This is a genomic window from Roseibium sp. ROS1 (genome assembly GCF_054658215.1).
Genome location: NZ_BAAGIG010000002.1, coordinates 831,393 through 853,712, shown reverse-complemented (window position 1 = coordinate 853,712; position 22,320 = coordinate 831,393). Strand labels below are relative to the sequence as shown.

Here is a 22,320-nt window from a genome sequence, read left to right as displayed (position 1 = left end):
TTTGCGCGTCCGGCGGAAACCGAATTGGAATATCGTCAGCCTTGCAGCCCGAGGCGCTGCCTGAGTGTCAAAGGTTCGTGCCCCGCCGGCCGTATGTGCCCTCGTTGGCGGAGAATTGGCACGACAGACCGTGAAAACTCGTCAAAGCTTCCGGGAAAGTGGGTCGGGGTAATCACGAAGCCATCGCAAGCGCCGCTTGTAAAATAGCTCTCAAGCTGATCGGCCACCTGTTCCGGCGTTCCGACAAGACGCGGCGTCGAGGTGCTGCGTGCCATCCGAATGGCGATGTCATGAAGCGTCCAGAGCCTTCCCCTGTCCTCTTCCCGGATCCTCTCCAACCATGGGAATGCGGCTCCACCATCGACAGCCGCCTTGTTTGGCGACTTGCCGGCGCTTTCCAACACTTCGTCGATTGGCGTATCAGGATCGAACCCTGTCGCGTCGACGCCGATCATGCCCGACAGAAAGGCGATGGCGACATCCGGATGGATCAGCTCGTCCAGATATTCGGCCCGCGCTTTTGCAATGGCTTCGGTTTCACCGATCACAGGCTGCACCGCCGTCAGCAGGAATATCTTCTCCGGGTCGCGCCCCATCTCTGCAGCCCGGCGGCGAACATCGGCACGCAGTTCCGACATGCCCTCGGCATCTGCCTGAATGGCGAAAACGACATCAACCCACTTGGCGGAAAAATCACGACCCCGCGGAGAAACGCCGACACTCATCAGGATCGGTTCACCGTCCGGTCCCGCGGGAAGTGACAAGGGACCTCGAAGTTTGAAGCGTTCGCCTTCGTGATCAATGGGATGGATCTTGCCGGTGTCCGCGTAAAGCCCGGACGCCTTGTCGCTTACCAGCGCGTCCGGTTCCCAGGACTTCCAGAGCTTGCGGCAGATCTCCAGGATCTCTTCCGCCCTGTCATAGGCTTCGGGAGAAATGAGCTTTGGGAAATGACCGAAATTGTGCCCGTTGCTCGGACCAGCGGAGGTTACGACATTCCACGAGATCCGGCCCCTGCTGAAATGGTCCAGCGTACTGAGCGTACGGGCCAGATGATAAGGTTCCATGTAGGTCGTCGAAAGCGTGACCGTAAAACCGAGCGACTTCGTTACCGAGGCCATGAGGGAAACCAGCAGGTTCGGGTCATGGCGGATGGCACCAACCGCTCCATACTTCAAGAAGGTTTCGTAGTTGTCGTTCAGTCCGGTTGTCACGCTGAGCGATTCTGGAATGAATGCGAGATCGAACCCGCCCCGTTCCAACGTGACCGCCGTATCCTTGAAGAGATCGGGATCACAGAAATCCGTTTCGCTGTACGGGTGGCGCCACATGCCGGCGAAATGGCTTCCAGGCACCAGAATATACCCGGCCAGAAACATATGACGATTTGCAACACCAGAACTCAAATCACCCCCCAGGACCGGTTTTAAGCAAAGTAATCGATCGTTTAAATTAGCTACCTACTCACTTTTCATTCTCATGACCTAACGGCAATAAAAAACAATTCACGAATTTTTCGCAGAAGATAAGTTAATTTTTATTCACATTCGTCGTTCAACATATCTCTTTTCGACGTTTACTAAATTTTTCGAAAAACCCTCAGGGTGTTGCCGTAAAAGACCCTTGGTATTTCGAGACTCTCGACCAGTTCAAAGCCCGCAGCCCTTACCTGCTTCTCAACTTCTGCGGTTTTCACCTGCTTGACCCATTCACCGGAAAAAATCAGGTCATCGATATTGTGGGCCAGGCGGCGCCAGAAAGGTGCTTCGACCATATCCTTGAAAAGGAACACTCCTGCGGGACCGACCCGTTTGATCGCCTCTTCAACAGCCGTCTTCCGTTCAGGTTCGGCAACATGGTGCAGCACGTCGACCATGGTCACCACATCGAAGCAGTCCTCCGGCAGCTCCGCGAAGCTGCCAATTCGCAGGAAGGATACGTCCGCTGAGTGCCCCGTTCTCCCCGCTGCCTTGCGGGCCGAGGCAAGAGCGCCTTCGTGGACATCGCAGCCGGTTGCTTCGCTTATCCTTCCGGATGCCAGCAGAATCGCCAGCAACGCGCCATTACCGCAGCCTACATCCAGAACCTTTGCATTTGCTGGAACATGCCGCTCCATCTCTTCGAATGGGCAGACGTAGGGCCTGGCGGAGATCAGCTTGCGCAAGAGCCTTGGCTCATAATCGTAAAGGTCGAAAAGGAACCGGCTAAGGTCCTTGCGATCGAAACTGAATGACCCTGTGCTGGCTGACACTCACCACTCCCATAGTCTGTTTCGATCTTGGTTTCACAAACCGTGAAATTAACCATACGTTGTAGTGACGCAACGCTACACAACACAACTTAAGCAAATTCTTTGGCTCTTGCCTAGCTCAAGAAACACGCTTGCCACAGAGTTGTTTTCTTGCAACTGTGCTGCAATTGACGCAGACAAGACTGCTCGGAAAGCATTGAGAGTTCTTGTTTTTATGCGTTTCTTGGCCGCTAGGTCACCTTAACGAGCTGCGGAGCCGTTTCAATTCCTGGGAGCGCTGAATGAGCGTTGCGGAAGACGACGTCGAAGTTGGTAAGCCGAAAAAGAAGCCGCGCAAGATCCACAGGATGAGCCGGACCGACAAGGCCATCGCCTATCTGCTGCTGCTCGGTTTCGTCTCGATTGTCTTGTGGCCGCTGACGTTCTTTGTCATCGGGCCGGGTGAAGTCGGCGTCCTGTTCAGAACCCTCACCGTCGGCACCGAAACCAGGTTTGTTTATCCCGAAGGCATCAACATCAAATGGCCGTGGAACCGCATCTACCGGTACGAAGTCCGCATCCAGAAACAGGATGAAACGGTCCACGGCCTGGCAGCGGACGGCTTGCGCATCACATCCGATATTTCGGTTCTGTATTACCCGAAGGCGGATAATGCCGGCAAACTGCACCGGGCGATCGGGCCGGAATACGCCGACCGTTTCGTCCGCCCGACCGCCGTGGAAGCGGTTCGCTCGGTGATCGGCAAATACGACCCTCATGAGCTTTATCAGGTCGACATGACGCGCCTCGAAAAGGAAGTCATGGAGACCATTGAAGCCAACAATCAGGATCTCATCGTCTTCGACCAGGTTATCATTCGCCGGATCGAACTGCCGAAGGAAATCAATCAGGCGATTTCACGTAAGCTGACCGAGGAACAGAACGCCCTCGCCTATGAATACGTGCTGGAGCAGGCCCGCAAGGAAGCGGAACGCAAGCGGATCGACGCCATCGGCTACCAGACATTCTACTCGATTGTTGCAGATGCCCTGACGCCGCAACTGCTGACCTGGCGCGGAATTGAAGCGACCGTCGAACTGTCCAAGTCCAACAACAGCAAGATCGTGATCGTCGGTGGCGGGAAAGATCAGCTTCCGCTCATCCTGGGCAGCGACATTGCAAACCAGCCGAATTTACCAGCGCCCGCTCCGGTTAATCCGCAGCGCTACCGACTGCCTGATTTTGATAACCTGCCACAGCTTTTCCCGAACGCTCCTACAGCAGAGGCAGATACATCTCAGGATCAGGAGACACAGCTGAGGCCTGACGAAAATTCGAACGGCGACAGTACATCAAGCGAAAGCACGACGTCAGGTGAGACCGCGCCTGCTTCGTATGATCAAAACACGGAAAAGCCGCAAACTGACAATTGATACCGCGCTGATTGTAAGATTGAAATCGGACCGCACTCAAGCTACGCTCACGTAGAGTAAGCAGCGGGGAGCTGCGACGCTGAAGGAAGGAAACTGTGAAATGACAACGAAGTCCACTCGCACAAGTTCCGCAAAATCAGAAGCTGAGGACACTGTTGATGCAGCTGAAAAGCTGGCAGACGGCAAGGCTCAGACCGAAAGTGCTCCGCTGACCCCGGAAGAACGCACGCTGGCAGCCGAAAAGATCATTCGGGACCATGTCATCGTCGGTACAGGTACCGGCCTCATTCCAGTTCCGATCTTCGATCTCGTCGCCGCAATCGGAACGCAGCTCAACCTCATCCGCAAGCTGGCAGCCGTCTATGACGTGCCATTCTCGGAAAATCGCGCAAGAACTGCAGTAACCACGCTTCTGGGAAGTCTCGGCGGTGTCGGTGCGGGAACCTTTATCGCCACCAGCTTCATGAAAACCATTCCCGTGCTCGGCACTGCGCTCGGTATCGTCGGATCAGGCGCAACGCTTGGTGCCTTCACCTTTGCCGTCGGCAAGGTGTTCCAGCAGCATTTTGAAACCGGTGGAGATTTCCTGAGTTTCGACGCGGCTGCCTACAAGGAGCATTTCAAGAAGATGGTGAAGAAGGGCGAAGACATCGCGGAAGAGAAGTCGGAAGCCGCCTGATGTTTGTCGCACCACTGGTCATCTATCTGCTCTTGTGTGTCCTGGTCGGTTACCGCGGTCGGGACACACGGCTTGGTTCCTTCGGCTGCTTCCTGGCAAGCGTGGTGCTGACACCCGTTCTGGTGTTCGTCATCCTTTTGCTGACAGAACCTGCCGGTTTTCAGTCGCAGAAGTAATCTGACCGAAAAATGCAAACCGGGTAACACCGTTCCCGGTTTCTCTTCAGCTGCGTCAAAAGCCTCATCAGGTTGCGAGCAGCACGATGCTGTTGAGGTACCCCAAACAATAGCGCTGCAATCTACCCTGACCTTACCGAACTCCGAGAGGTCAGGGTACGTGCTCATATGCGTTCGCGGCTAATCCTGAAAAGTCACGTTGCTCAGCTCCTGGAATGCCCGATCGTCAAGACGGCAGGCGGATCACAAAAAGCTTGCGAGTGGTTTCAAGGACTTCCCAGGTTCCGGAGAAACCGGGCTGCAGGACAAAGCTGTCTCCGGGGCCAATTTCCCGGGTGATGCCGTCCTTGTCGGTCAGCACCGACCTGCCGGAAAGGATCGAACAGAACTCCCATTCGTCATAAGAGATTTTCCAGGCTCCCGGTGTTGCTTCCCATACGCCCGAGAACAGGGTCTCGTTGTCCGTCGTTTCAACCAACCAGGTGGTAAACTTAGGATCGCCCGCAATAACCTTTTCCGGTGCTGGCGCATCTTGTTCGGGAACGATGTCGTCTAGATTGAACGGCAGGAAGGCGTGCATGCGGGTCTCTCTGTCAAAGATGGATCAGTTTGAACTGCCGGATGCTAGCCTCCGGTAACGATGCTGACCAGATGACCTTGGCCTTCAATTATCCTGCATCACGCCCGCAACAGCCGAATGTTGCGCCGCATCTGCTGAATCTGTTCGAAACTCAGCACAAAGGGCGTGGTCCGGGGCAGCGTCGCCAGGATATTCTGCTTGTGCGCCACATGCTCGCTCACACCCCGTGGACTGTCGCGCAGATTATGGGCGACCTCATGGGCAAGTGTGCTGGCATCCGCGTTCTTCTTGATTCGGGTAACAGCACCCGTGTGGTTGGCCTTGGACAGGGCCAGATCCGTGTCAGGATTGAAGCGACGGATGTAGAACACCATGATTTCATTCGGACGGATCCTGACGGACGTATGCGCCTCGGCAAGTTCCTTCATCCGGGCAAACAAGAGGCCATGCTGCGAAAACTCCGTCTCCTCGGCAGCGGTCAATGCCAGCGACTGGATGGAAGTAACCTCGAAGTTGATACCGTAATGTCCGTAAAGCTCCTTCGCAGTCGTTTCCGCAGTTGCCACCGGAGCATCTGGCGTCACCACGACAAAGATGTGCACCCGAACCTTGTGAGTGAAGGACGCGAGCGCCCGGTCCAGCTTGGCCATGGTATTTCGTCCGACGGCCCCGTCGTCCTTGATCGGGGCTCCACCATGCGTTGAACGCTGGAACTCCTTGACCTTTTGCACGGTTTCACTGCCGTAGACCCCATCCGGACTGAGCCCCGTTCCACCAACGGATTTTGGCATGGGAAACCCCAGGTCAATCAACCCGAACTGAACCAGATGCACTCCATGACCGCTCGACCCGCTGCCGAGCCAAGGGCTGTTGGTGGACGCTGCGGTGAGCTGCGGCACGTTGCGGAAATAGGGAGACGTCAATGCCATGGGATGGGGCTTCCGGACAGTGGACCTGGGAACATCGAAAACAATCGATGATTGCATCTTACCGCAAAACACTATCGCCCCGAAACGAATTACGTAGCGGCATCAGCAATTTCCGTATTCCAGTTTCTCCTGGTGTCCGGACAGGCCTGATTTCGTGAAATCGTGCCTTGCCGCCCTGCCTGCCCCGATGCTTCACTGCGCCAAAACCAGGGAGACAAGGGAATGGAAACGGCCATGACCGGCGGTCGCAATCAGGTGACCACCGGAATCGGAATGATGTGTGCAGGTGTCGTGTGCCTATGCCTCAACGACGCCATTGCCAAAACACTGACGGCTGATTACAGCCCCATCCAGATCCTGTTTCTGCGCAATTTGATCGCGCTTCCGATTGCGGTTCTGATCGCACTGAAAATGGGTGGAAGATCTGCCTTGATCTCGCACCGCCCGGCAGCCCATCTTCTGCGCGGAGTGTTGTGGCTCTGCGCCGCCACGCTGTTTTTCACCGGGCTGAGCCTTCTTGGCCTCGCCGAAGCAACAGCGCTGATTTTTGTCATGCCTGTTTTTGTGACAGCGCTTTCCGCCCTGGTCTTGCGAGAGCAAGTGGGCTGGCGTCGATGGACGGCAGTGCTCGTGGGATTTCTGGGCGTTCTGGTGGTTGTCCGTCCGGGTTCAGGCACTTTCCAGGCAGCATCGCTCCTCCCAATCGCAACGGCTTTCTTCTATGCCGCGCTCATGCTCAGCGCCCGCCTTGTCGACCCGCGCGAGAGTGTCTGGACCCTGATGCTTTATCTGGTGGGGGCCGGCGCAATCATGAGTGCCCTTGCGATGCCCTTCGTCTGGGTGCAGCCACGCGCGGAGGACATCTGGCTGTTTCTTGGCATCGCGCTATTCGGCACGGCCGGTATCACCCTGATGACACAGGCCTTCCGCTTTGCCCCGGCGGCCGTTGTCGCGCCATTCGATTATACCGCGCTCTTGTGGGCGACCCTGCTCGGCTGGCTCTTGTGGGGTGAAATTCCCGACATTGCGACTTATGTCGGTGCCGCGATCATCATCGCGAGCGGCATCGCCATCGTCCTGCGCGAAAGGCAGCTGGAAACCTGAAGCCCCGCCGGTGGCCCATGCCACCGGCAGGATCAACTCAGCTTACATGCGCTGGGTGAAAGTGGTTGCCTTCACCAGTGCCGCGTAGTCCTTGGCAAGCTCGAGGAACGCGTCATAGCTTTTCTGCACTTCGGCAAACTTCGGATTGGCGGCAGCGTTTTCCGCCATCACTTCCGCAACAGCCGTCTTTAGCGCAGCCAGGACATCATCCGGGAAGTTGGCAAATGTAACGCCGTCTTCCTTCAGTTTCTTCATGGAAACCGCGTTGTAATAATCGAACTGTGCGGTGGTCTCGACGGAAGCCGCTTCCGCAGCATAGGCGATGATTGCCTGAAGGTTCGCCGGCAAGCTGTCGTAGGCCTCCTTGTTGACGACGATTTCCAGCGCGGCTGACGGCTCGTGGAAGGCCGGAACATAGCAGTAGTTGGCAACCTTCTGCAGGCCGAATGCCTGGTCCAGCATGGGACCAACCCACTCGGCCGCATCGATGGCGCCGGACTGGAAGGCCGGGAAGATTTCCGGAGGCGGCAGCAGGACAGCGTTGACGCCGAGCTTGCGCATGGCTTCACCGCCCAGACCGGCAATGCGCATATTGAGGCCGGCAAGATCGTTGAGGCTTTCCACCGGGTTCTTGAACCAGCCGGCCGCCTGCACGCCCGAACTGCCGGAATAAAACGGCTTGAGGCCGCGTTCTTCATAAAGGCTGTCCCACAGGTCCTGTCCGCCGCCATAGCGAAGCCAGGCGGTTGTTTCGACCGCGGTCATGCCGAAAGGAACTGCAGAGAAGAAGTGCATGGCGGTGTTCTTGGACGCGGCATAATAAGGCGTCGAATGACCGATCTCGGCAGTGCCCTGCTCCACGGCATCTTCAACACCGAACGGCGGTACGAGCTCACCACTGGAATAGACCTTGAAAGTCAGCTGTCCATCGGACATTGCAGCCACGCGGTCGGCAAAGGCTGTCACGTTGGTGCCGACACCCGGCGCCTTCGCCGGAAAGGAGGTCGGCAGCTTCCATTCGATCTTGCCTTGCGCAATTGCCGGTGCTGCCAGCAGGCTGGCAGGTGCGGCGACGGCACCAGCCTTCAGAAAATCACGTCTTTTCATGCTTGTGTCTCCCTCGAAGTTCAAAACAGGACGTCCGGCAACAGGGTTGCCAGAGCCGGAAAGGCGGCGACCAGACCGAGCGCCAGAAGCTGGATGGCGACAAACGGGATCACCGAAACATAAATGTCAGAAGTGCGGATATCCGCCGGTGCAACCGATCGAAAATAGAAAAGCGCAAACCCGAATGGTGGCGTCAAGAACGAAGTTTGCAGGTTAAGCGCAATCAGGACCGCAAACCAGACCGGGCTTATGTCGCTTTGCAGGATAATCGGCCCGACAATCGGAACAACAATGAAAATGATCTCCACGAATTCCAGAATGAATCCGAGCAGGAAGATCACCAGCATTGTCAGCAACAACATGCCATAAGCGCCGCCCGGCAAGGCGTGCAGCAACTCGGCCACATGTTCATCACCGTTGAACCCTCGGAACACGAGCGACAGGATGCTGGCAGCAATCACGATGCCGAAGATCATTCCGGTGATGGTGACGGTTTCCCGCAGCGCGGGCACGAGTACGCCTCCCCGGATCAGAGAAGCTGCTGCGATGGCCAGCATGACAAGGGCAGCGGCCGTCATAACGACGGAGACGATCGTCAGTGTCGTCCAGCTGATCCGGCCTCCTTCAAACTCCAGACCGAACAGACCGAGCCTGCGCAGGATCAACAGCAGAATAGAAAAGGCAGCGCAGGCCATGGCAACACGCGCCACCTTGCCGTCGCTTCCTGCAGCCGCGATCAGGACAGCCCCTGCGACACCGACACTTGCGGCTTCCGTTGGCGTTGCAATGCCAATCAGGATGCTGCCGAGCACGGCGATGATCAACCCGAGCGTGGGCGCGATATCCCGGAATAACTCCCGGCCTGACACGCGAGGCTTTGGTGTCGGGGTCTTAGCTTCCTGTCCTTTCGGAGAGGCCCGGCGCAGTCGCAGCAGGACGTATGCCGCATATAGCGCGACGAGGAGCAGCCCCGGGATCAGCGCACCGGCAAAGAGATCCCCCACCGTGACCGGGTCGGGCGCGAAGTTGCCGGCTTCCTGCTGCGCTTCGAAGTAGGCATTGGATACCTGATCTCCCAGGAGGATCAGAACGATCGACGGCGGAATGATCTGACCGAGCGTGCCGCTGGCGCAAATGAGGCCACTGCTCATGTGCTTGTTCACGCCCGCGGCCAACAGAGCCGGGAGTGTGATCGTGCCCAGCATGACGATGGTTGCCCCGATGATACCTGTCGAGGCGGCAATGAGTGCGCTCACCAGAACCACAGAAAGCGCCAGAGCGGACTGCTGCCCGCCCATTGCGGCCGTCAAGCTCTGCAACATCCGCTCTGCCTGGCGCGACTTTTCAAGAAGCAACCCCATCAGCACGAAAAGCGGCACCGCCAACAGGAGCGGATTTGTCATCACGCCATAAACGCGCTGGGGAACAGCCTGGAAGAACACGAGGTCAAAATGCCCGGTGGCGGCGGCGACCAGCGCGACAATCGTCGGTGCGCCGGCGATTGCAAGCAGGACCGGCACGCCGGAAAGAATACAGGCAAATACGGAAAGGGCCAGAATGATGAGCCAGATGATATCGGCAGTCATGAAAATTTCCGTCGCATCGCGCCAAATAGCTTTTGAAGAATGTAGATCACCACCAGCGCAGGCAGGATCACCAGACAGGTCTTGACCAGAAACAGGCCGGGCAGACCGCCGGTTTCCGGAGAGCCTTCCAATATCGCCCAGGAGCTTTTGACGAGCGGGAATGCCGTCCAGAGCATGATCGCAAATACCGGCAGCGCGAGCAGGAGGTCTCCAAGCCAGTCGATACGCCGGTTTGTCCGCTCGCTCCAGTTCTGGCGAAATACATCGACCCGCACGTGCTTGTCTGCATCGAAGGAAACGGCGACAGAAAGGGCCACGAGGGCTGCAAAAGCGTAGTTGACCGCGTCCTGGATTTCCAGAAGACCGAAGCCAAGCAGATAGCGCATGAGCACCATGGCCAGCTGGCCGAAAAAGACGATCGCGGCAAACCCCATGCAAAGCATGTGTACCGCCCGAAAGACCCTACGCATTCATCACTCTTGCTGCTGGAAGTCGCATTTCGCTCTGGTCACGGCGTCAAGACCCGACCTTCTGGAGCCTCCTCCTCAGCCCCGCATTGCGCCAAAGGCGAACCGCACGGGACGTGGTCAGCTTAATGACCGAAATTGAGCGTGTATACAATGATTTGAGTGCTTTTTCCGGAAAAGGCGGACCACCCACAGAAGTCCGCCAACCGTGCCCCTGGAATTGCCGACCAGCGGCATATCGCCTCGATTGAGTGCTTCGCACAGGCTTCTTGTCTATTGCGGAGCAAAATGGATTGCGGCATTGCAGCAAATGGGCTAGGCCGAACTTCTCCTCCACTTTCAGGGCGCTTGTGCCCTGCCCGGTTCTCCTCCCGCGGGCAAGGCACGATTTCGGCGCTCTGGACAGTTTGCAACCATTCAATTTCTGGAGTTTGCGATGCTCAGCAAAAAAGTTCCGTTCGTTACCTTCCGCACCCGCGTCCGTGATGAATCCATTGAAGGTCCGAACCCGTTCCGCTGGGAAGACAAGACCAGCGACGACTACTTCAAGGGCAAGAAGGTCGTTCTGTTTTCGCTTCCAGGCGCATTCACTCCGACCTGCTCCACCTATCAGCTTCCGGATTTCGAAAAGCTGTTTGAAGAGTTCAAGGCTGAAGGCGTTGATGAAATCTACTGCATCTCCGTCAACGACGCTTTCGTGATGAATGCCTGGGCAAAGGCCCAGGGCGTCGAAAACGTCAAGGTTATTCCGGATGGATCCGGCGAGTTCACCCGCAAGATGGGCATGCTGGTTGCCAAGGACAATCTCGGGTTCGGCATGCGCTCCTGGCGCTATGGTGCGGTCATCAATGACGGCATCGTCGAGCAGTGGTTCGAAGAAGAAGGCTTCTCCGACAACTGCGAAAGCGATCCTTACGGCGTTTCCTCGCCGCAGAACATCCTGGAAAAGCTGCGCGCTGCAAAAGTGCAGGCCGCCTGATCCACCAGGAACTGGTCCAGCAAAAAGCCCCGGAGCAATCCGGGGCTTTTTCATTTTCCAACACGATTTCCAGAAAAGCCGGAACTACTTGCGGCCTTCCAGACGGCGGCGTTCGTCCTCCGACCTCAGCTCCAGCCACATCGCGTTCAGGATCGCCATGGCGCAGGCCAAAGGCATTCCGAGGACCCAGGCAAAATACCACATGTTGCAGTCTCCTCAGTAAGCGCTGTGGTTGTCACGTTCGATGGTTTCTTCATCCACCTTGCCCCACAGGACCTTGTACACCCAAGCGGTGTAGACAAGGATGATCGGCAGGAAGATGAGCGTCGCCACCAGCATGTTGAACAAGGTCCGGTGGCTGGAAGATGCGTCCCAAACCGTCAGGCTGGCTTCGGGCTGTATCGATGATGGCAGGATGAACGGGAACATCGAGACACCGACTGTCGAGATGATCCCGAAAATCGCCAGCTTCGAGAAGAGGAAGATCGGCATTTCGAAACGTGTCTGCAAAAGCACGAGCGTTCCGAACAGGCCAAGGAACCCGAGACCGGGGGCCAGCCAGAGGATGGGGTGGACTGTGTAGTTGTACATCCACGCCCCACCTTCGGTGATCGCCTGCTTTGCCAGTGGATTGGCCGCCATGTTCGGATCGACTTCGGATGTAATGCGGAAACCTTCCACATAGCCGCTGGCAACGAGATACCCGCCTAGAGCGAACAGAGCGATGCTGAGGCCTGCCGTTACCGTGCCGAACCGCCGGGCGCGCGCAGCAATATCACCTGACGCCCGCATCACCAGCCAGACAGACCCGTGCGTGACGAGCATCGTCACCGACAACAGCCCGCACAGCAGTGAGAACGGCGAGAACAGAGCGAAGAACGACCCTTCGTATGTCATGCGCAGATCGTTATCGAGCGAGAACGGGACCCCGAGCAACACATTGCCGACGGCAACACCGAAGACAAGCGCCGGCACGAAAGACCCCGTGAACAGTGCCCAGTCCCAGGCGTTGCGCCAGGAGGGATCCGGCCGCTTGGACCGATACTTGAAGGCCACCGGCCTCAGGATCATCGCGGCCAGTACCACGAACATCGCCAGATAGAACCCCGAGAAGCTGATGGCATAGAGTGGCGGCCAGGCAGCAAAGATCGCCCCGCCCCCCAGGATGAACCAAACCTGGTTTCCTTCCCAGGTCGGGCCGATGGTGTTGATGACGACACGCCGTTCGATATCTGTCTCGGCAACAAAGGGCAGCATCGCGCCCACACCCATGTCGAAACCATCCATCACGGCAAAGCCGATCAGAAGGACGCCGAGCAGCAGCCACCAGATCATCTTCAGGATGGAGTAGTCGATCATTTCATAGAGGATCATTTTCGATTACTCCGCTGGTACAGAGGCTGCGGCCGGGACCGGCTGCTTTGGCGCGGCTGGAACTGCATCCGGGTTCTCGCCGTCTTCAGGGCCGATCTTGATGTATTTGATCATCAGCGTGATCTCGATCACCAGAAGCGTGCTGTAGAGTGCAACAAAGCCGGCAAGCGTCAGCAGGACCTCGGTCACGCTAAGGCTCGAGACACCGGCAGAGGTCGGCAACATACTTTCGATGATCCAGGGCTGACGGCCATACTCGGCGACGAACCAGCCCATTTCGCAGGCGATCCACGGCAACGGGATCGACCAGACTGCGACATGCAGCAGCCAACGACGCTTTTCTCTGAGAACGTCCAGCCGTCCGGACGACGAATAGTAGAAGAATACCGTGGTCATCAGGATGAAGAAGAAGCCGCACGCCACCATGATCCGGAAGGAATAGAACATCGGCATGACTTCCGGCACGGTGGACCAGGCGGCAGCGTCCACCTGAGCGGTGGTCGCTTCCATCGGATTGTCCGTGAACGGCAGCAGCAAATAGGCGTACCCAAGCGAGTTCTCGTTCTGCAGGAAGGTCTCGCGGACATCCGCACTTGCATTTGCCGGATCCTGCCGGATTTTCTGCAGCGCATCCCAGGCTATGGCACCCTGCCGGATGCGGTCCTTTGTCCGCTCAACCAGATCCTTGATGCCGGGAATGATCGTGTCGAGGGAACGCGTTGCGATCAGGCCCATGACATAGGGAACTTCGATGGCAAAGACGTTCTCCCGCTTCTCCATATCCGCCCAGGCAATCACGTTGAACGAGGCCGGAGCCGGCTCGGTCTCCCACATGGCTTCGATCGTCGCCAGTTTCATCTTCTGGTTCAGGTTGGCCTCATAGCCGCTTTCATCCCCAAGAACGACAACCGAAAGTGCAGATGCAAAGCCGAAGGCGGACGCGATGGCCATGGATCGTTTGGCGATCGGAATATGACGGCCTTTCAGCATGTACCAGGCAGAGATACCCAGAACGAACATGGATGCGGTGACGTAACCTGCAGACACAGTGTGCACAAACTTGGCCTGGGCCACCGGATTGAACAGCACTTCATAGAAACTGGTGACTTCCATGCGCATGGTGTCGGGGTTGAATGCGGACCCGACAGGGTGTTGCATCCAGCCGTTGGCGATCAGGATCCAGAGTGCCGACAGGTTTGTTCCAATCGCGACGGCCCAGGTGGCTGCCAGATGCTGGCGCTTGGAAAGCCTGTCCCAGCCGAAGAAGAACAGCCCAACGAATGTGGCTTCCAGAAAGAAAGCCATCAGGCCCTCGATCGCCAGAGGCGCACCAAAGACATCGCCGACATACTGACTAAAGTAGGCCCAGTTCATGCCGAACTGGAACTCCATCGTCAGACCGGTAGCGACCCCCAGGACGAAGTTGATCCCGAACAACGTGCCCCAGAACTTGACCATGCGTTTCCAGACCTCTCGGCCGGTCATCACATAGACTGTTTCCATGGTGGCCAGCAGGATTGACAGGCCGATGGTCAAAGGCACAAACAGGAAGTGGTAGAGCGCTGTCATGGCAAATTGCAGCCGGGACAGGTCAACGACGTTCAGTTCCATCGTATTCCCCCTTTACGGACCGGAGAGGCCCGAGCATTTCGGCAGTCGTGTCAAAGGTTCTATCGAACCGCAACAGGCACGTCTGCACATCAGGACGATCGACGGGTAAATGCCCTGTCGGAGGAGACCGGGCCTGTGTCGATCTTGATTGAAAACCCGGTTTTCGTCCCGATCCGGCAACGGCAATCAACTTCACAGTGAATGCGGATTGCGGCCGCCAATCCCGTCAATGAACCGGCTTGGAAAACGAGTCTTCCTATGGCCTGATCGTGGCCCACCGCCCCCCCAAGGTCAATGCGACAGTTAGGTCGCGGCAACCTCAAGATGCGGAAAACTGCGGGAGAACTCATTGAAATTCGGAAAGAATTATTTCCGGCGACCGAATGCCGCTGCCGCATGGTGCCGTCAGATCCAGCACGCGGTCTGCCCGCTCCAACTCCTGTCGACGGTGCGCAATCATCAGCACAGCCGCATCGCCGCGGTAGGACAAAAACCGGTCCAGAACATCCGCAGCGGTTGCAGCGTCCAGTCCCTCGGTCATCTCGTCCAGAACAAACAGGGCCGGCCGCGTCAGAAAGGCACGCGCCAGGGCAAGACGCCTCTGCTCTCCACCGGACAGTCCGAGTCCCCCCTCACCGAGAATGGTCTGCAGGCCTTCCGGATTTTCAGAAATACGTTCAGCAAGCGCCGCTTGTTCAAGCGCACGCCAAAGTTCCGTGTCGCCAGCATCCGGGTTTGCAACACGCAGGTTCTCGGCAACGGTCTCGTTGAAGAGATAGGCCTTTTGCCCAATGACGGTAACCTTGCGGCGTAGCTCTTTCTCGCAGATACGGTCGATTTCAAGCCCACCCAGAAGTATCTTCCCCTGCCCTGGCTTTCGTAACCGAGCGGCCAATGCCCCAATCGTCGATTTGCCGCAACCGCTGCGCCCTGCCAATGCGAGAATTTCGCCCTGATCGAGGTGAAAGGAGAGCCCCTCCAGAACGCTTCTGTCAGCACCGGGATAGCCAAAACTGACGTCCGCAAAAGCGAGCGCCGGCACGGCGCCTTGGCGTCCAGTCTCTGGTACGGAAAGGCTCTGCGAAGGTTCGACCTCATCGGGGCGACGCATCAAGTGCATGATCCGACCAGCTGCCAACGCGACGCGAGGCAGTCTGGAAAGGCCGGGCAAGCTCATCGAAAATATTTCCGGAAGCCCCATCACCACCAGTATCAGACCGACGCTGAAAGCCGCCGTCAGCGCGCCATTCCCGACTTCGTGCAGACAGACAAGAAGCATGACGGCAAGAAACAGCTGTCCAAGGAGCGTGGAACTCGCTGTCAGCTTACTGGTACGGTGATCCTCAACCTCCTGGGCTTCCGCCAATCGCGTGTCGGCGACAAGGACCGAGTCGGCCGCCGCTTCCAGACCGCCGTAAATCGCAAGATCCCGCCGGCCTGCTGCCAGATCCGCAGCTCGAAGCCGCATGGCATCCAGCGCCGCGTCAGAGCGGCGGGCGGTTTTGGTGTCGGACCGAGCAAAGGTCCAGACCGCGAGCCCGAGCCAGGCCAAAACGAAGACTGCACCGGTAAGCAACAAAAGCGGCGATACGCTGCTCCAGACCAGAAGCAACGAGACAGCAACAACCAGCGACAGCACCAGAGGAACTACCAGACGCAAATAAACCGTATCGAGGACAGCAACGTCGAGTGTCAGACGATTGAGCAGCAATCCGGATCGCTGACCGTCGTTTGTCTTAGGTGCCATCGCCGCAAACAGCCGGTTTCTGAACCCGGTCAGAAACCGAAACGTGGCGTCATGTGTCAGGACCCTTTCACCGTAACGGCCGGCGGTACGGACAATCGCAAAAGCGCGAATGAGCGCGCTTGGCGCAAAAATGTTCAAGAACGCGCCACTCAAACCCGCAATAGCCGCGGCGGTGATGAACCAGCCGGAAACGCCAAGCAGAAGAAGCCCGGCAGCCGCAGGCAGTAATGCCACGAGAATGCCAAGCCAGAAATGAAAGCTGTCGTACCGGTGCTGGGTGCGAATGATATGCCAGACAGACCTCACGCGAACACCTCCCCTTCGGCGAGGATGCCGAGCGCCTTCAGGTCAATCCGCCGCGAGGCGATTTTTCGAAGGGCCGGGTCGTGTGTGGCGATCACGGCGGTCCGGCCATCGCAAAGTTTCCGCAATCCCTCGATGACATCTGCTGCCGTTTCTTCATCCAGCGAGGCTGTCGGTTCGTCCGCCAGCAGCAGGACAGCATCCTTGCGCATTGCCGCCCTCGCGAGAGCCACCCGCCGGATCTCCCCAACCGAGAGGCCGAAACCGTCTTCTCCCAAAGGTGTTTCCAGACCACGAGGCAGGCGCTGGACGAGCGCTTCGGCCCCGGCAAGGCTAAGGGCTTGCCAGAGATCGTTCTCCGTAACCGCTGCAGATGTATCAACAGCTCTCAGGAGGTTGGCCTTGAGACTGCCGTGGAACAGCCTGGGCGACTGGCCGAGCCATATAACCTTTCGACGTAGTAACGGTGCAATCGCGGTTGCAGCAAGGTCGTTCACCTGAATTTCGCCAGAATCAGGCTGCTGGAAGCCCAGTATCCCGTCAATCAGTGTGGTCTTGCCGCTGCCGCTCGGCCCTTCGACCAAAAGCGTTTCATCCGGCTCAATCCTCAGATCGAACTCCTTGAAAACACAGCGCTCATCATGGGAAATGCCGACAGACCTGAACTGAATAGCGGGCGGGCCTGAAAGTGAAATGGAACCGACCGGCTCGTCTGATCGTTCAGCGCGCTTAGGGTTTCCGGGGGTGTCCTGCGACGGGAAAAGTGTCGCCAGCTTCTTCCGCGCGGCAAGTCCGCCTGCCCTGTCATGATAGGCTGCCGCGTAGGCACGCAAGGGGGCAAAGAACTCCGGTGCGAGCAGCAGAATGAACAGGCCCTGCGCAAAGGTCAGGGGCTCGCCCCAGGTTCCAGCCTGGATTTCACCCAGTAGCGAGAACCCCACATAGACCGCGCAGAAGGCTATTCCGAGTGCGGAAAAGAGTTCCAGAACGGTTGAGGAGAGAAATGCGATCTTCAGGACGCGCATGGTGCCGGTTCTGAACCGTTCGCCCGCGTCAGCGATTTGCCGCTGGGTACGCTCGATTGCGCCAAACAAGGTCAGTGTTTCCAGACCCCTGATCCTGTCCAGCAGACTGCCGCTCAGCCGCACCAGTTCTTCCTGTTGCGTCTCGCTCGCAGCCTTGGCACGCATACCAATCAACGCCATGAAAACAGGAATGAGCGGCCCGCAGACAACCAGGATCAGCGCGCCGACCCAACTGAACACGGCAGTGGCGGCAACGATCCCGAGAGGCACAAGACGAAGCCGAACCTTCTGAGGTTCGAAATTCCGATAGTACGGTCCGAGCAGGTCGACCTGTTCGGTAACATGGGCGGCAAAGGCACCGGAAGATGGGAATTCTGCAGACGGCGACGTTCTGGCGGCAACGGAAAGCAGCTCTGCACGTGCCCTGCTCTGGATTGCACGGGCAGTTTGCCGGGCAACCGTTCCGGCTCGGTTTTGCAGAAACACTCTCAACACAGCAACCAGTGCGATGCCGGCGGCAGCCTGGAAGGCCAAGCTTGTCAGATCGCCTTCGATAACCTGGCCGTCATCCGCGGCGGAAAACATCATGGGGAGAGATCCGAGCGCCCAGGAAATCAATCCGGCCTGTGCAATCCACAGCAGATCGGATACGGCCAGAAGCCGACCAGCCCGTTTCAGGCTGCGGCTTTCTCCTTTGTCCGGCCAGCCGAAAGCAGCTGCTGCTCCGCTGTCCTGCCCCTCACCCTCAAGCACCGTCCCGATCTTTTCCCTTTTTATTGTCATCAGCCGTTTAGTGTCGCCCCGCCCGCTCAAATTCAAGAGGCAGATTGCCACGGTGGCAATGGGAATGCCATGCAAGGGCGACCGGTATCGGCGCAGTACTGCGCCAGCAGATGCCTATTTTCTTTCACCGGATGCACAATCCTGACAAGAGGTTTTCAGGACGCTTGTGAGATCTTCGTTCATGAAATTATCTCCTGAAACTCCAGAAGACAGCTTTGTGCAGGCCTTGTTTCCAACAAATGCCCGAAAAAGGCAGCTGCTGTGTCCAACAGCCAGTGCCCTTAGCGGAGGTTCGCGGTGACAGCTATCGCACGAGACGATGTTCCAATTCGGAAAGCACCGCGGCGAGAACCGCTTCGGCGCGTTCTTCCGTGCACGTTGGCCTAAGGCGGGCAATCAGAAACGGGTCCCTGAACAGTTGCGTTGCGTCTTCAACCAATTCGCACGCCCTTTTCAGTTCGCGTCCTTCAAATACGGCGCCGAGGATCCCTTCCAGCATTTTCCGTAATCTGCTCACATGCATGGTGACAGGTTCGGGATGCTCTCCAGCCAGAGTAAGATAGGCCCGGAACAGGTCCGGATCGTCGTCAAACCTTTCTGACTTGATTACGAGCTGCCCCCTGACAAAAGCCGCCAATTTCGATTGCCAGCTTTCCGCTGCTGATATTTCCACCTGAAGCGCAACTTCCACGTCTGCGAACCAGCGTTCCGCCAAGCCTGCCATGAGAGCCGCCTTGTTGGGAAAAAACCGGTAGACATTCGATTGCGACATCCGACAATCGGCCGCCAGATCAGTCACGGAAAAACGCGGAGAACCTTGCCGCCGCAAGCGGTGTTCCGCAGCCTGCAGCAGGCTCTCCCGGATTTCGGTGTTTTCAACCTTCGGTCTTGCCATTTCTAAAGCCAGCACCTCACACTTTTTCTGTAGTCCAGGTAAGGCTGGCCAAACGTCTTCTCGGCTTTCCGCTCCTCAATCGGGATATACCAAAACTGCGCGGCCAGAAAAAAGACGATTGCGAAAAGGACGTTCAATGCTTCGTTGGTGCAGACAGCAACCCCGAGCAGCACCCACAAAAACCCAAGATACATCGGATTGCGCGAAAGCGCGTAGATGCCGGAGGTGACCAAGCGGGTTGGCTGCCGGAACGTATGGATTTCCGTTTCTTGCGAAAGGAACGTGCCATGCCCCTTTTTGAGGAAAAACAATCCCAGAGCAACGACTGCCAAACCAGCCCACTGGAACGGTGCAGGAAGCATGGGCGAACCGGGACACAAGACCGTAACCGGGACCATCAACAACAGGAACAGGCCGAAGAGAACAGGCGGAATTATCTGAGGCATGAGAGGTCTCCACACGCATGTAATAATAAATAATAAAATTTATCTTTTATCATTTTACAAGACAAAAAAGAGGCGCTCCAGGCGAAACCGGGAGCGCCAGACCGGACTTGCTCCGGGAGGAATTACTTCATCGTCGGGATCACGAACTCGGCCCCGTCCTTCAGACCTGACGGCCAGCGGGAGGTCACGGTCTTGGTGCGGGTGTAGAACTTGAACCCGTCCGGACCATGCTGGTTGAGATCGCCGAAGCCGGACTTCTTCCAGCCGCCGAAGGTGTGGTAGGCGAGCGGTACCGGGATCGGCACGTTGATGCCAACCATGCCGATGTTGATGCGGGACGCGAAGTCGCGGGCGGTGTCGCCGTCACGGGTGAAGATCGCAGTGCCGTTGCCGTATTCGTGGCTGAGCGGCAGATCGAGAGCTTCTTCGTAGGTCTCTGCGCGAACCACGGACAGGACCGGACCGAAGATTTCGGTCTTGTAGATGTCCATGTCCTTGGTGACGTTGTCGAACAGACAGCCGCCCATGAAGAAGCCGTTCTCATAGCCCTGCATGGAGAAATCGCGGCCATCGACAACCAGCTTCGCACCTTCCTTGATGCCCTGGTCGACGAGCCCCTTGACGCGGGCAAGCGCTTCCTTGGTCACCAGCGGACCGAAGTCGACGTCGTTGCCGGCCGTGTACGGCCCGATCTTCAGTGCTTCCACCTTCGGCGCAAGCTTCTCGATCAGTGCGTTTGCGGTGCTTTCGCCAACCGGCACGGCAACAGAAACAGCCATGCAACGCTCGCCTGCCGCACCGTAACCGGCACCGATCAGAGCATCGGCTGCCTGATCAAGGTCCGCATCCGGCATGATGATCATGTGGTTCTTTGCGCCACCGAAACACTGGGCGCGTTTGCCGGATGCAGTTGCACGGGCATAAACATACTGGGCAATCGGCGTGGAACCGACGAAGCCGACAGCCTGGATGGTTTCATCGTCCAGGATTGCATCGACCGCGCTCTTGTCGCCGTTGACGACGTTCAGAACACCTTCCGGCAGACCGGCTTCGATCATCAGTTCAGCAAGCATGATCGGCACGGACGGATCGCGTTCGGACGGCTTCAGAATGAAGGCGTTGCCACAAGCGATCGCCGGGCAGAATTTCCACATCGGGATCATGGCCGGGAAGTTGAACGGCGTGATGCCGGCAACGACGCCAAGCGGCTGGCGCATGGAGTACATGTCGATGCCAGGACCGGCGCCTTCGGTGAATTCACCCTTCAGGAGATGCGGCGCACCAATGCAGAACTCGGCGACTTCCAGACCGCGGATAACGTCGCCCTTGGCGTCCGGAATCGTTTTGCCGTGTTCGCGGGAAAGAGCTTCTGCCAGCTTGTCCATGTCGCGGTTGAGAAGATCTACGAACTTCATCATCACGCGAGCGCGACGCTGCGGATTGGTGGCAGCCCAGGCAGGCTGTGCGGCAGCAGCATTGGCAATTGCCGCGTCCATCTCGGCCTGGCTGGCCAGGGCGACCTGCGCCTCGACTTCACCGGTTGCCGGGTTGTAGACGTCTGCAAAGCGGCCGGAGGTTCCCTCCACGTGCTTGCCGCCGATAAAATGACCGATCTTCCGCATGTCGCGTTTCTCCCAATATGTCCTGACACCAGCCAAAAGGATTTTGGGCGAGCGTCCGAGATGATGTCTTTTTGACTTTTATTTTTGCCACAAACAAGAGCCAGATTTCCGGACCCGTTGTGCGTTTTTTGAAGTTATGCAATAAAACGCCACGAAGCGTTTGAGACAAACGATAGGTCCAATCCCCCTCGGTTGTCATCTCGGCTGAAACTTTACCAAAAGCGGTGTGCAGCAGGGCGTGATCTCACCAACATGAACGCGGTGGCATCGTGCCTGGTATCTGACATCAGCTGAAAAAAACAAATCGGAGCGGGCTGGTCATCGCGGAAAGCAAATCGACATGAACTGGGACGACATCCGCATCTTTCTCGCGATCGCTCGAACAGGACAAATCCTGGCGGCAGCACGCCGCCTGGGCCTCAACCACGCCACGGTGGCGCGCAGGCTCACGAGCCTTGAAGACAGCATCGGCACACGCCTCTTCGACAGATCAACATCCGGCTGCCTTCTGACGGAAGCCGGCAGCCGCTTCTTTGACCGGGCAGAACGGATCGAAGCCGAGGCGGTGGCAGCGGAAGCCGACCTGACAAACAATACGCCGGAAATTTCCGGAACCGTTCGCATCGGTGCGCCCGATGGTTTCGGTGTCGCGTATCTTGCGCCCCGGCTTGGCAAGCTCACGGAAAAACATCCCGGACTGACTGTGCAGCTCGTTCCCGTACCCCGCTCCTTCTCGCTCTCCCGCCGTGAAGCTGATATCGCCGTGACAATAGACAGGCCGGAAACAGGCAGGCTGGTTGCCGGCAAGCTCGTCGACTATTCGCTCGGCCTTTATGCGTCAAAAACCTATCTGAAAAGCCGGGGAACACCTGCCTCCGCAAGCAATCTGATCGACCACGATCTTATTGGCTACGTGGAAGACCTGCTCTACTCGCCATCGCTGAACTATGGCACAGAGATCCTGAAAGACTGGACCGCGCGATTTGAAATCGCCTCCGCACTCGGCCAGACCGAAGCAGTCAGGTCCGGCGCCGGTATCGGCATCCTTCACGATTTTATCGCGCGCGATGATACCGATCTGATCGCCGTTCTCCCGGAGATAAAGCTTCACCGGGCCTACTGGATGGTGACACATGAAAGTTCGCGCCCTCTCCGCCATGTCGCCGCGGCACAGGATTTTCTGCGCGATCAAGTCGCGCGCGACAAGGCGATATTCGGTTAGCCAGGCCGAAGGCGAAACGCGC

Annotated in this window: 21 protein-coding genes; 6 read left to right on the top strand and 15 right to left on the bottom strand. The window is 57.6% G+C overall.

What is annotated here, in order from left to right; translation table 11 throughout:
- Positions 1-35: 35 nt before the first annotated feature.
- Entirely contained in the window at positions 36-1,406 is a 1,371-nt protein-coding gene (locus ACYQ6M_RS12125; RefSeq protein ID WP_460074051.1) for an NtaA/DmoA family FMN-dependent monooxygenase, read from the bottom strand.
- Positions 1,407-1,579: 173 nt separating this feature from the next.
- Positions 1,580-2,251 carry a class I SAM-dependent methyltransferase gene (locus ACYQ6M_RS12120; RefSeq protein WP_460074049.1) on the bottom strand — a complete coding sequence of 224 codons (672 nt, stop codon included), beginning with the start codon at positions 2,249-2,251 and terminating at the stop codon, positions 1,580-1,582.
- Between the two features lie 281 nt (positions 2,252-2,532).
- Here ACYQ6M_RS12120 and ACYQ6M_RS12115 point away from each other — a divergent pair, with 281 nt between their 5' ends.
- The 3 genes from ACYQ6M_RS12115 to ACYQ6M_RS12105 all read left to right on the top strand — a co-directional run bounded on the left by ACYQ6M_RS12115 (position 2,533) and on the right by ACYQ6M_RS12105 (position 4,518).
- Positions 2,533-3,663, top strand: coding sequence for a prohibitin family protein (locus ACYQ6M_RS12115; RefSeq protein WP_055653814.1), 1,131 nt, complete (start codon positions 2,533-2,535; stop codon positions 3,661-3,663).
- 100 nt (positions 3,664-3,763) lie between these two features.
- A complete protein-coding gene (locus ACYQ6M_RS12110; protein WP_023004114.1) occupies positions 3,764-4,342 on the top strand; it encodes a YcjF family protein in 579 nt (192 codons plus the stop codon).
- Positions 4,342-4,518 (top strand): hypothetical protein, encoded by a 177-nt coding sequence (locus tag ACYQ6M_RS12105; protein WP_023004113.1) that lies wholly within the window; start codon positions 4,342-4,344, stop codon positions 4,516-4,518. The genes ACYQ6M_RS12110 and ACYQ6M_RS12105 overlap by 1 nt, the downstream gene beginning before the upstream one ends.
- Before the next feature lie 226 nt (positions 4,519-4,744).
- Here ACYQ6M_RS12105 and ACYQ6M_RS12100 read toward each other — a convergent pair whose 3' ends face one another.
- Positions 4,745-5,098, bottom strand: a complete 354-nt coding sequence (locus tag ACYQ6M_RS12100; protein ID WP_460074045.1) for a cupin domain-containing protein — start codon at positions 5,096-5,098, stop codon at positions 4,745-4,747.
- Between the two features lie 98 nt (positions 5,099-5,196).
- The gene (locus ACYQ6M_RS12095) at positions 5,197-6,027 is read right to left on the bottom strand and encodes a peptidoglycan-binding domain-containing protein (RefSeq protein ID WP_460074042.1); all 831 of its coding nucleotides are present in this window, start codon (positions 6,025-6,027) and stop codon (positions 5,197-5,199) included.
- 222 nt (positions 6,028-6,249) lie between these two features.
- Here ACYQ6M_RS12095 and ACYQ6M_RS12090 point away from each other — a divergent pair, with 222 nt between their 5' ends.
- Positions 6,250-7,131, top strand: coding sequence for a DMT family transporter (locus tag ACYQ6M_RS12090; RefSeq protein WP_062488972.1), 882 nt, complete (start codon positions 6,250-6,252; stop codon positions 7,129-7,131).
- A gap of 42 nt (positions 7,132-7,173) precedes the next feature.
- On the opposite strand, the gene ACYQ6M_RS12085 is transcribed toward ACYQ6M_RS12090, so the two are convergent.
- Genes ACYQ6M_RS12085 through ACYQ6M_RS12075 form a run of 3 tightly spaced genes read right to left on the bottom strand, consistent with a single transcriptional unit; the run spans position 7,174 to position 10,294 of the window.
- Positions 7,174-8,238: a TRAP transporter substrate-binding protein gene (locus ACYQ6M_RS12085; RefSeq protein ID WP_460074039.1), complete on the bottom strand. Its 1,065-nt coding sequence runs from the start codon at positions 8,236-8,238 to the stop codon at positions 7,174-7,176.
- Between the two features lie 20 nt (positions 8,239-8,258).
- Positions 8,259-9,824: a TRAP transporter large permease gene (locus ACYQ6M_RS12080; protein ID WP_460074036.1), complete on the bottom strand. Its 1,566-nt coding sequence runs from the start codon at positions 9,822-9,824 to the stop codon at positions 8,259-8,261.
- Complete coding sequence (locus tag ACYQ6M_RS12075; RefSeq protein WP_208984142.1) at positions 9,821-10,294, bottom strand: TRAP transporter small permease subunit; 474 nt, start codon at positions 10,292-10,294, stop codon at positions 9,821-9,823. The genes ACYQ6M_RS12080 and ACYQ6M_RS12075 overlap by 4 nt, the downstream gene beginning before the upstream one ends.
- A 433-nt stretch (positions 10,295-10,727) precedes the next feature.
- Between ACYQ6M_RS12075 and ACYQ6M_RS12070 the strand changes: the two genes are divergently transcribed.
- Positions 10,728-11,270 (top strand): peroxiredoxin, encoded by a 543-nt coding sequence (locus tag ACYQ6M_RS12070; RefSeq protein WP_055653804.1) that lies wholly within the window; start codon positions 10,728-10,730, stop codon positions 11,268-11,270.
- Between the two features lie 84 nt (positions 11,271-11,354).
- On the opposite strand, the gene cydX is transcribed toward ACYQ6M_RS12070, so the two are convergent.
- The 8 genes from cydX to ACYQ6M_RS12030 form a co-directional block, all read right to left on the bottom strand.
- The gene (gene cydX / locus ACYQ6M_RS12065; protein ID WP_031270783.1) at positions 11,355-11,474 is read right to left on the bottom strand and encodes a cytochrome bd-I oxidase subunit CydX; all 120 of its coding nucleotides are present in this window, start codon (positions 11,472-11,474) and stop codon (positions 11,355-11,357) included.
- A 12-nt stretch (positions 11,475-11,486) separates the two neighbouring features.
- Entirely contained in the window at positions 11,487-12,644 is a 1,158-nt protein-coding gene (cydB, locus tag ACYQ6M_RS12060) for a cytochrome d ubiquinol oxidase subunit II (protein ID WP_296600638.1), read from the bottom strand.
- A 6-nt stretch (positions 12,645-12,650) separates the two neighbouring features.
- On the bottom strand, positions 12,651-14,255 hold the full coding sequence (locus ACYQ6M_RS12055) for a cytochrome ubiquinol oxidase subunit I (RefSeq protein WP_055653799.1): 1,605 nt from the start codon (positions 14,253-14,255) through the stop codon (positions 12,651-12,653).
- A 346-nt stretch (positions 14,256-14,601) separates the two neighbouring features.
- Positions 14,602-16,308 carry a thiol reductant ABC exporter subunit CydC gene (gene cydC, locus ACYQ6M_RS12050; RefSeq protein ID WP_460074030.1) on the bottom strand — a complete coding sequence of 569 codons (1,707 nt, stop codon included), beginning with the start codon at positions 16,306-16,308 and terminating at the stop codon, positions 14,602-14,604.
- Positions 16,305-18,113 carry a thiol reductant ABC exporter subunit CydD gene (gene cydD, locus ACYQ6M_RS12045; RefSeq protein ID WP_460074027.1) on the bottom strand — a complete coding sequence of 603 codons (1,809 nt, stop codon included), beginning with the start codon at positions 18,111-18,113 and terminating at the stop codon, positions 16,305-16,307. The genes cydC and cydD overlap by 4 nt, the downstream gene beginning before the upstream one ends.
- 304 nt (positions 18,114-18,417) lie before the next feature.
- Entirely contained in the window at positions 18,418-19,008 is a 591-nt protein-coding gene (locus ACYQ6M_RS12040; RefSeq protein WP_460074024.1) for a TetR/AcrR family transcriptional regulator, read from the bottom strand.
- Positions 19,009-19,010: 2 nt separating this feature from the next.
- Positions 19,011-19,454 (bottom strand): methyltransferase family protein, encoded by a 444-nt coding sequence (locus tag ACYQ6M_RS12035; protein ID WP_460074022.1) that lies wholly within the window; start codon positions 19,452-19,454, stop codon positions 19,011-19,013.
- A 122-nt stretch (positions 19,455-19,576) separates the two neighbouring features.
- A complete protein-coding gene (locus tag ACYQ6M_RS12030; RefSeq protein ID WP_077293079.1) occupies positions 19,577-21,076 on the bottom strand; it encodes a CoA-acylating methylmalonate-semialdehyde dehydrogenase in 1,500 nt (499 codons plus the stop codon).
- A gap of 340 nt (positions 21,077-21,416) precedes the next feature.
- Here ACYQ6M_RS12030 and ACYQ6M_RS12025 point away from each other — a divergent pair, with 340 nt between their 5' ends.
- A complete protein-coding gene (locus ACYQ6M_RS12025) occupies positions 21,417-22,298 on the top strand; it encodes a LysR family transcriptional regulator (RefSeq protein ID WP_460074019.1) in 882 nt (293 codons plus the stop codon).
- Positions 22,299-22,320 lie beyond the last annotated feature (22 nt).

Excerpts from the sequence above, each read along its gene's own strand:
- cydD (WP_460074027.1), bottom strand. The coding sequence starts at position 18,113 with ATGACAATAAAAAGGGAAAAGATCGGGACGGTGCTTGAGGGTGAGGGG.
- ACYQ6M_RS12100 (WP_460074045.1), bottom strand. The coding sequence starts at position 5,098 with ATGCACGCCTTCCTGCCGTTCAATCTAGACGACATCGTTCCCGAACAA.
- ACYQ6M_RS12030 (WP_077293079.1), bottom strand. The coding sequence starts at position 21,076 with ATGCGGAAGATCGGTCATTTTATCGGCGGCAAGCACGTGGAGGGAACC.
- ACYQ6M_RS12055 (WP_055653799.1), bottom strand. The coding sequence starts at position 14,255 with ATGGAACTGAACGTCGTTGACCTGTCCCGGCTGCAATTTGCCATGACA.
- ACYQ6M_RS12110 (WP_023004114.1), top strand. The coding sequence starts at position 3,764 with ATGACAACGAAGTCCACTCGCACAAGTTCCGCAAAATCAGAAGCTGAG.
- ACYQ6M_RS12090 (WP_062488972.1), top strand. The coding sequence starts at position 6,250 with ATGGAAACGGCCATGACCGGCGGTCGCAATCAGGTGACCACCGGAATC.
- ACYQ6M_RS12085 (WP_460074039.1), bottom strand. The coding sequence starts at position 8,238 with ATGAAAAGACGTGATTTTCTGAAGGCTGGTGCCGTCGCCGCACCTGCC.
- ACYQ6M_RS12040 (WP_460074024.1), bottom strand. The coding sequence starts at position 19,008 with ATGGCAAGACCGAAGGTTGAAAACACCGAAATCCGGGAGAGCCTGCTG.
- ACYQ6M_RS12115 (WP_055653814.1), top strand. The coding sequence starts at position 2,533 with ATGAGCGTTGCGGAAGACGACGTCGAAGTTGGTAAGCCGAAAAAGAAG.
- ACYQ6M_RS12070 (WP_055653804.1), top strand. The coding sequence starts at position 10,728 with ATGCTCAGCAAAAAAGTTCCGTTCGTTACCTTCCGCACCCGCGTCCGT.
- cydB (WP_296600638.1), bottom strand. The coding sequence starts at position 12,644 with ATGATCCTCTATGAAATGATCGACTACTCCATCCTGAAGATGATCTGG.
- ACYQ6M_RS12105 (WP_023004113.1), top strand. The coding sequence starts at position 4,342 with ATGTTTGTCGCACCACTGGTCATCTATCTGCTCTTGTGTGTCCTGGTC.
- ACYQ6M_RS12095 (WP_460074042.1), bottom strand. The coding sequence starts at position 6,027 with ATGGCATTGACGTCTCCCTATTTCCGCAACGTGCCGCAGCTCACCGCA.
- cydX (WP_031270783.1), bottom strand. The coding sequence starts at position 11,474 with ATGTGGTATTTTGCCTGGGTCCTCGGAATGCCTTTGGCCTGCGCCATG.
- ACYQ6M_RS12035 (WP_460074022.1), bottom strand. The coding sequence starts at position 19,454 with ATGCCTCAGATAATTCCGCCTGTTCTCTTCGGCCTGTTCCTGTTGTTG.
- ACYQ6M_RS12080 (WP_460074036.1), bottom strand. The coding sequence starts at position 9,824 with ATGACTGCCGATATCATCTGGCTCATCATTCTGGCCCTTTCCGTATTT.
- ACYQ6M_RS12075 (WP_208984142.1), bottom strand. The coding sequence starts at position 10,294 with ATGCGTAGGGTCTTTCGGGCGGTACACATGCTTTGCATGGGGTTTGCC.
- ACYQ6M_RS12025 (WP_460074019.1), top strand. The coding sequence starts at position 21,417 with ATGAACTGGGACGACATCCGCATCTTTCTCGCGATCGCTCGAACAGGA.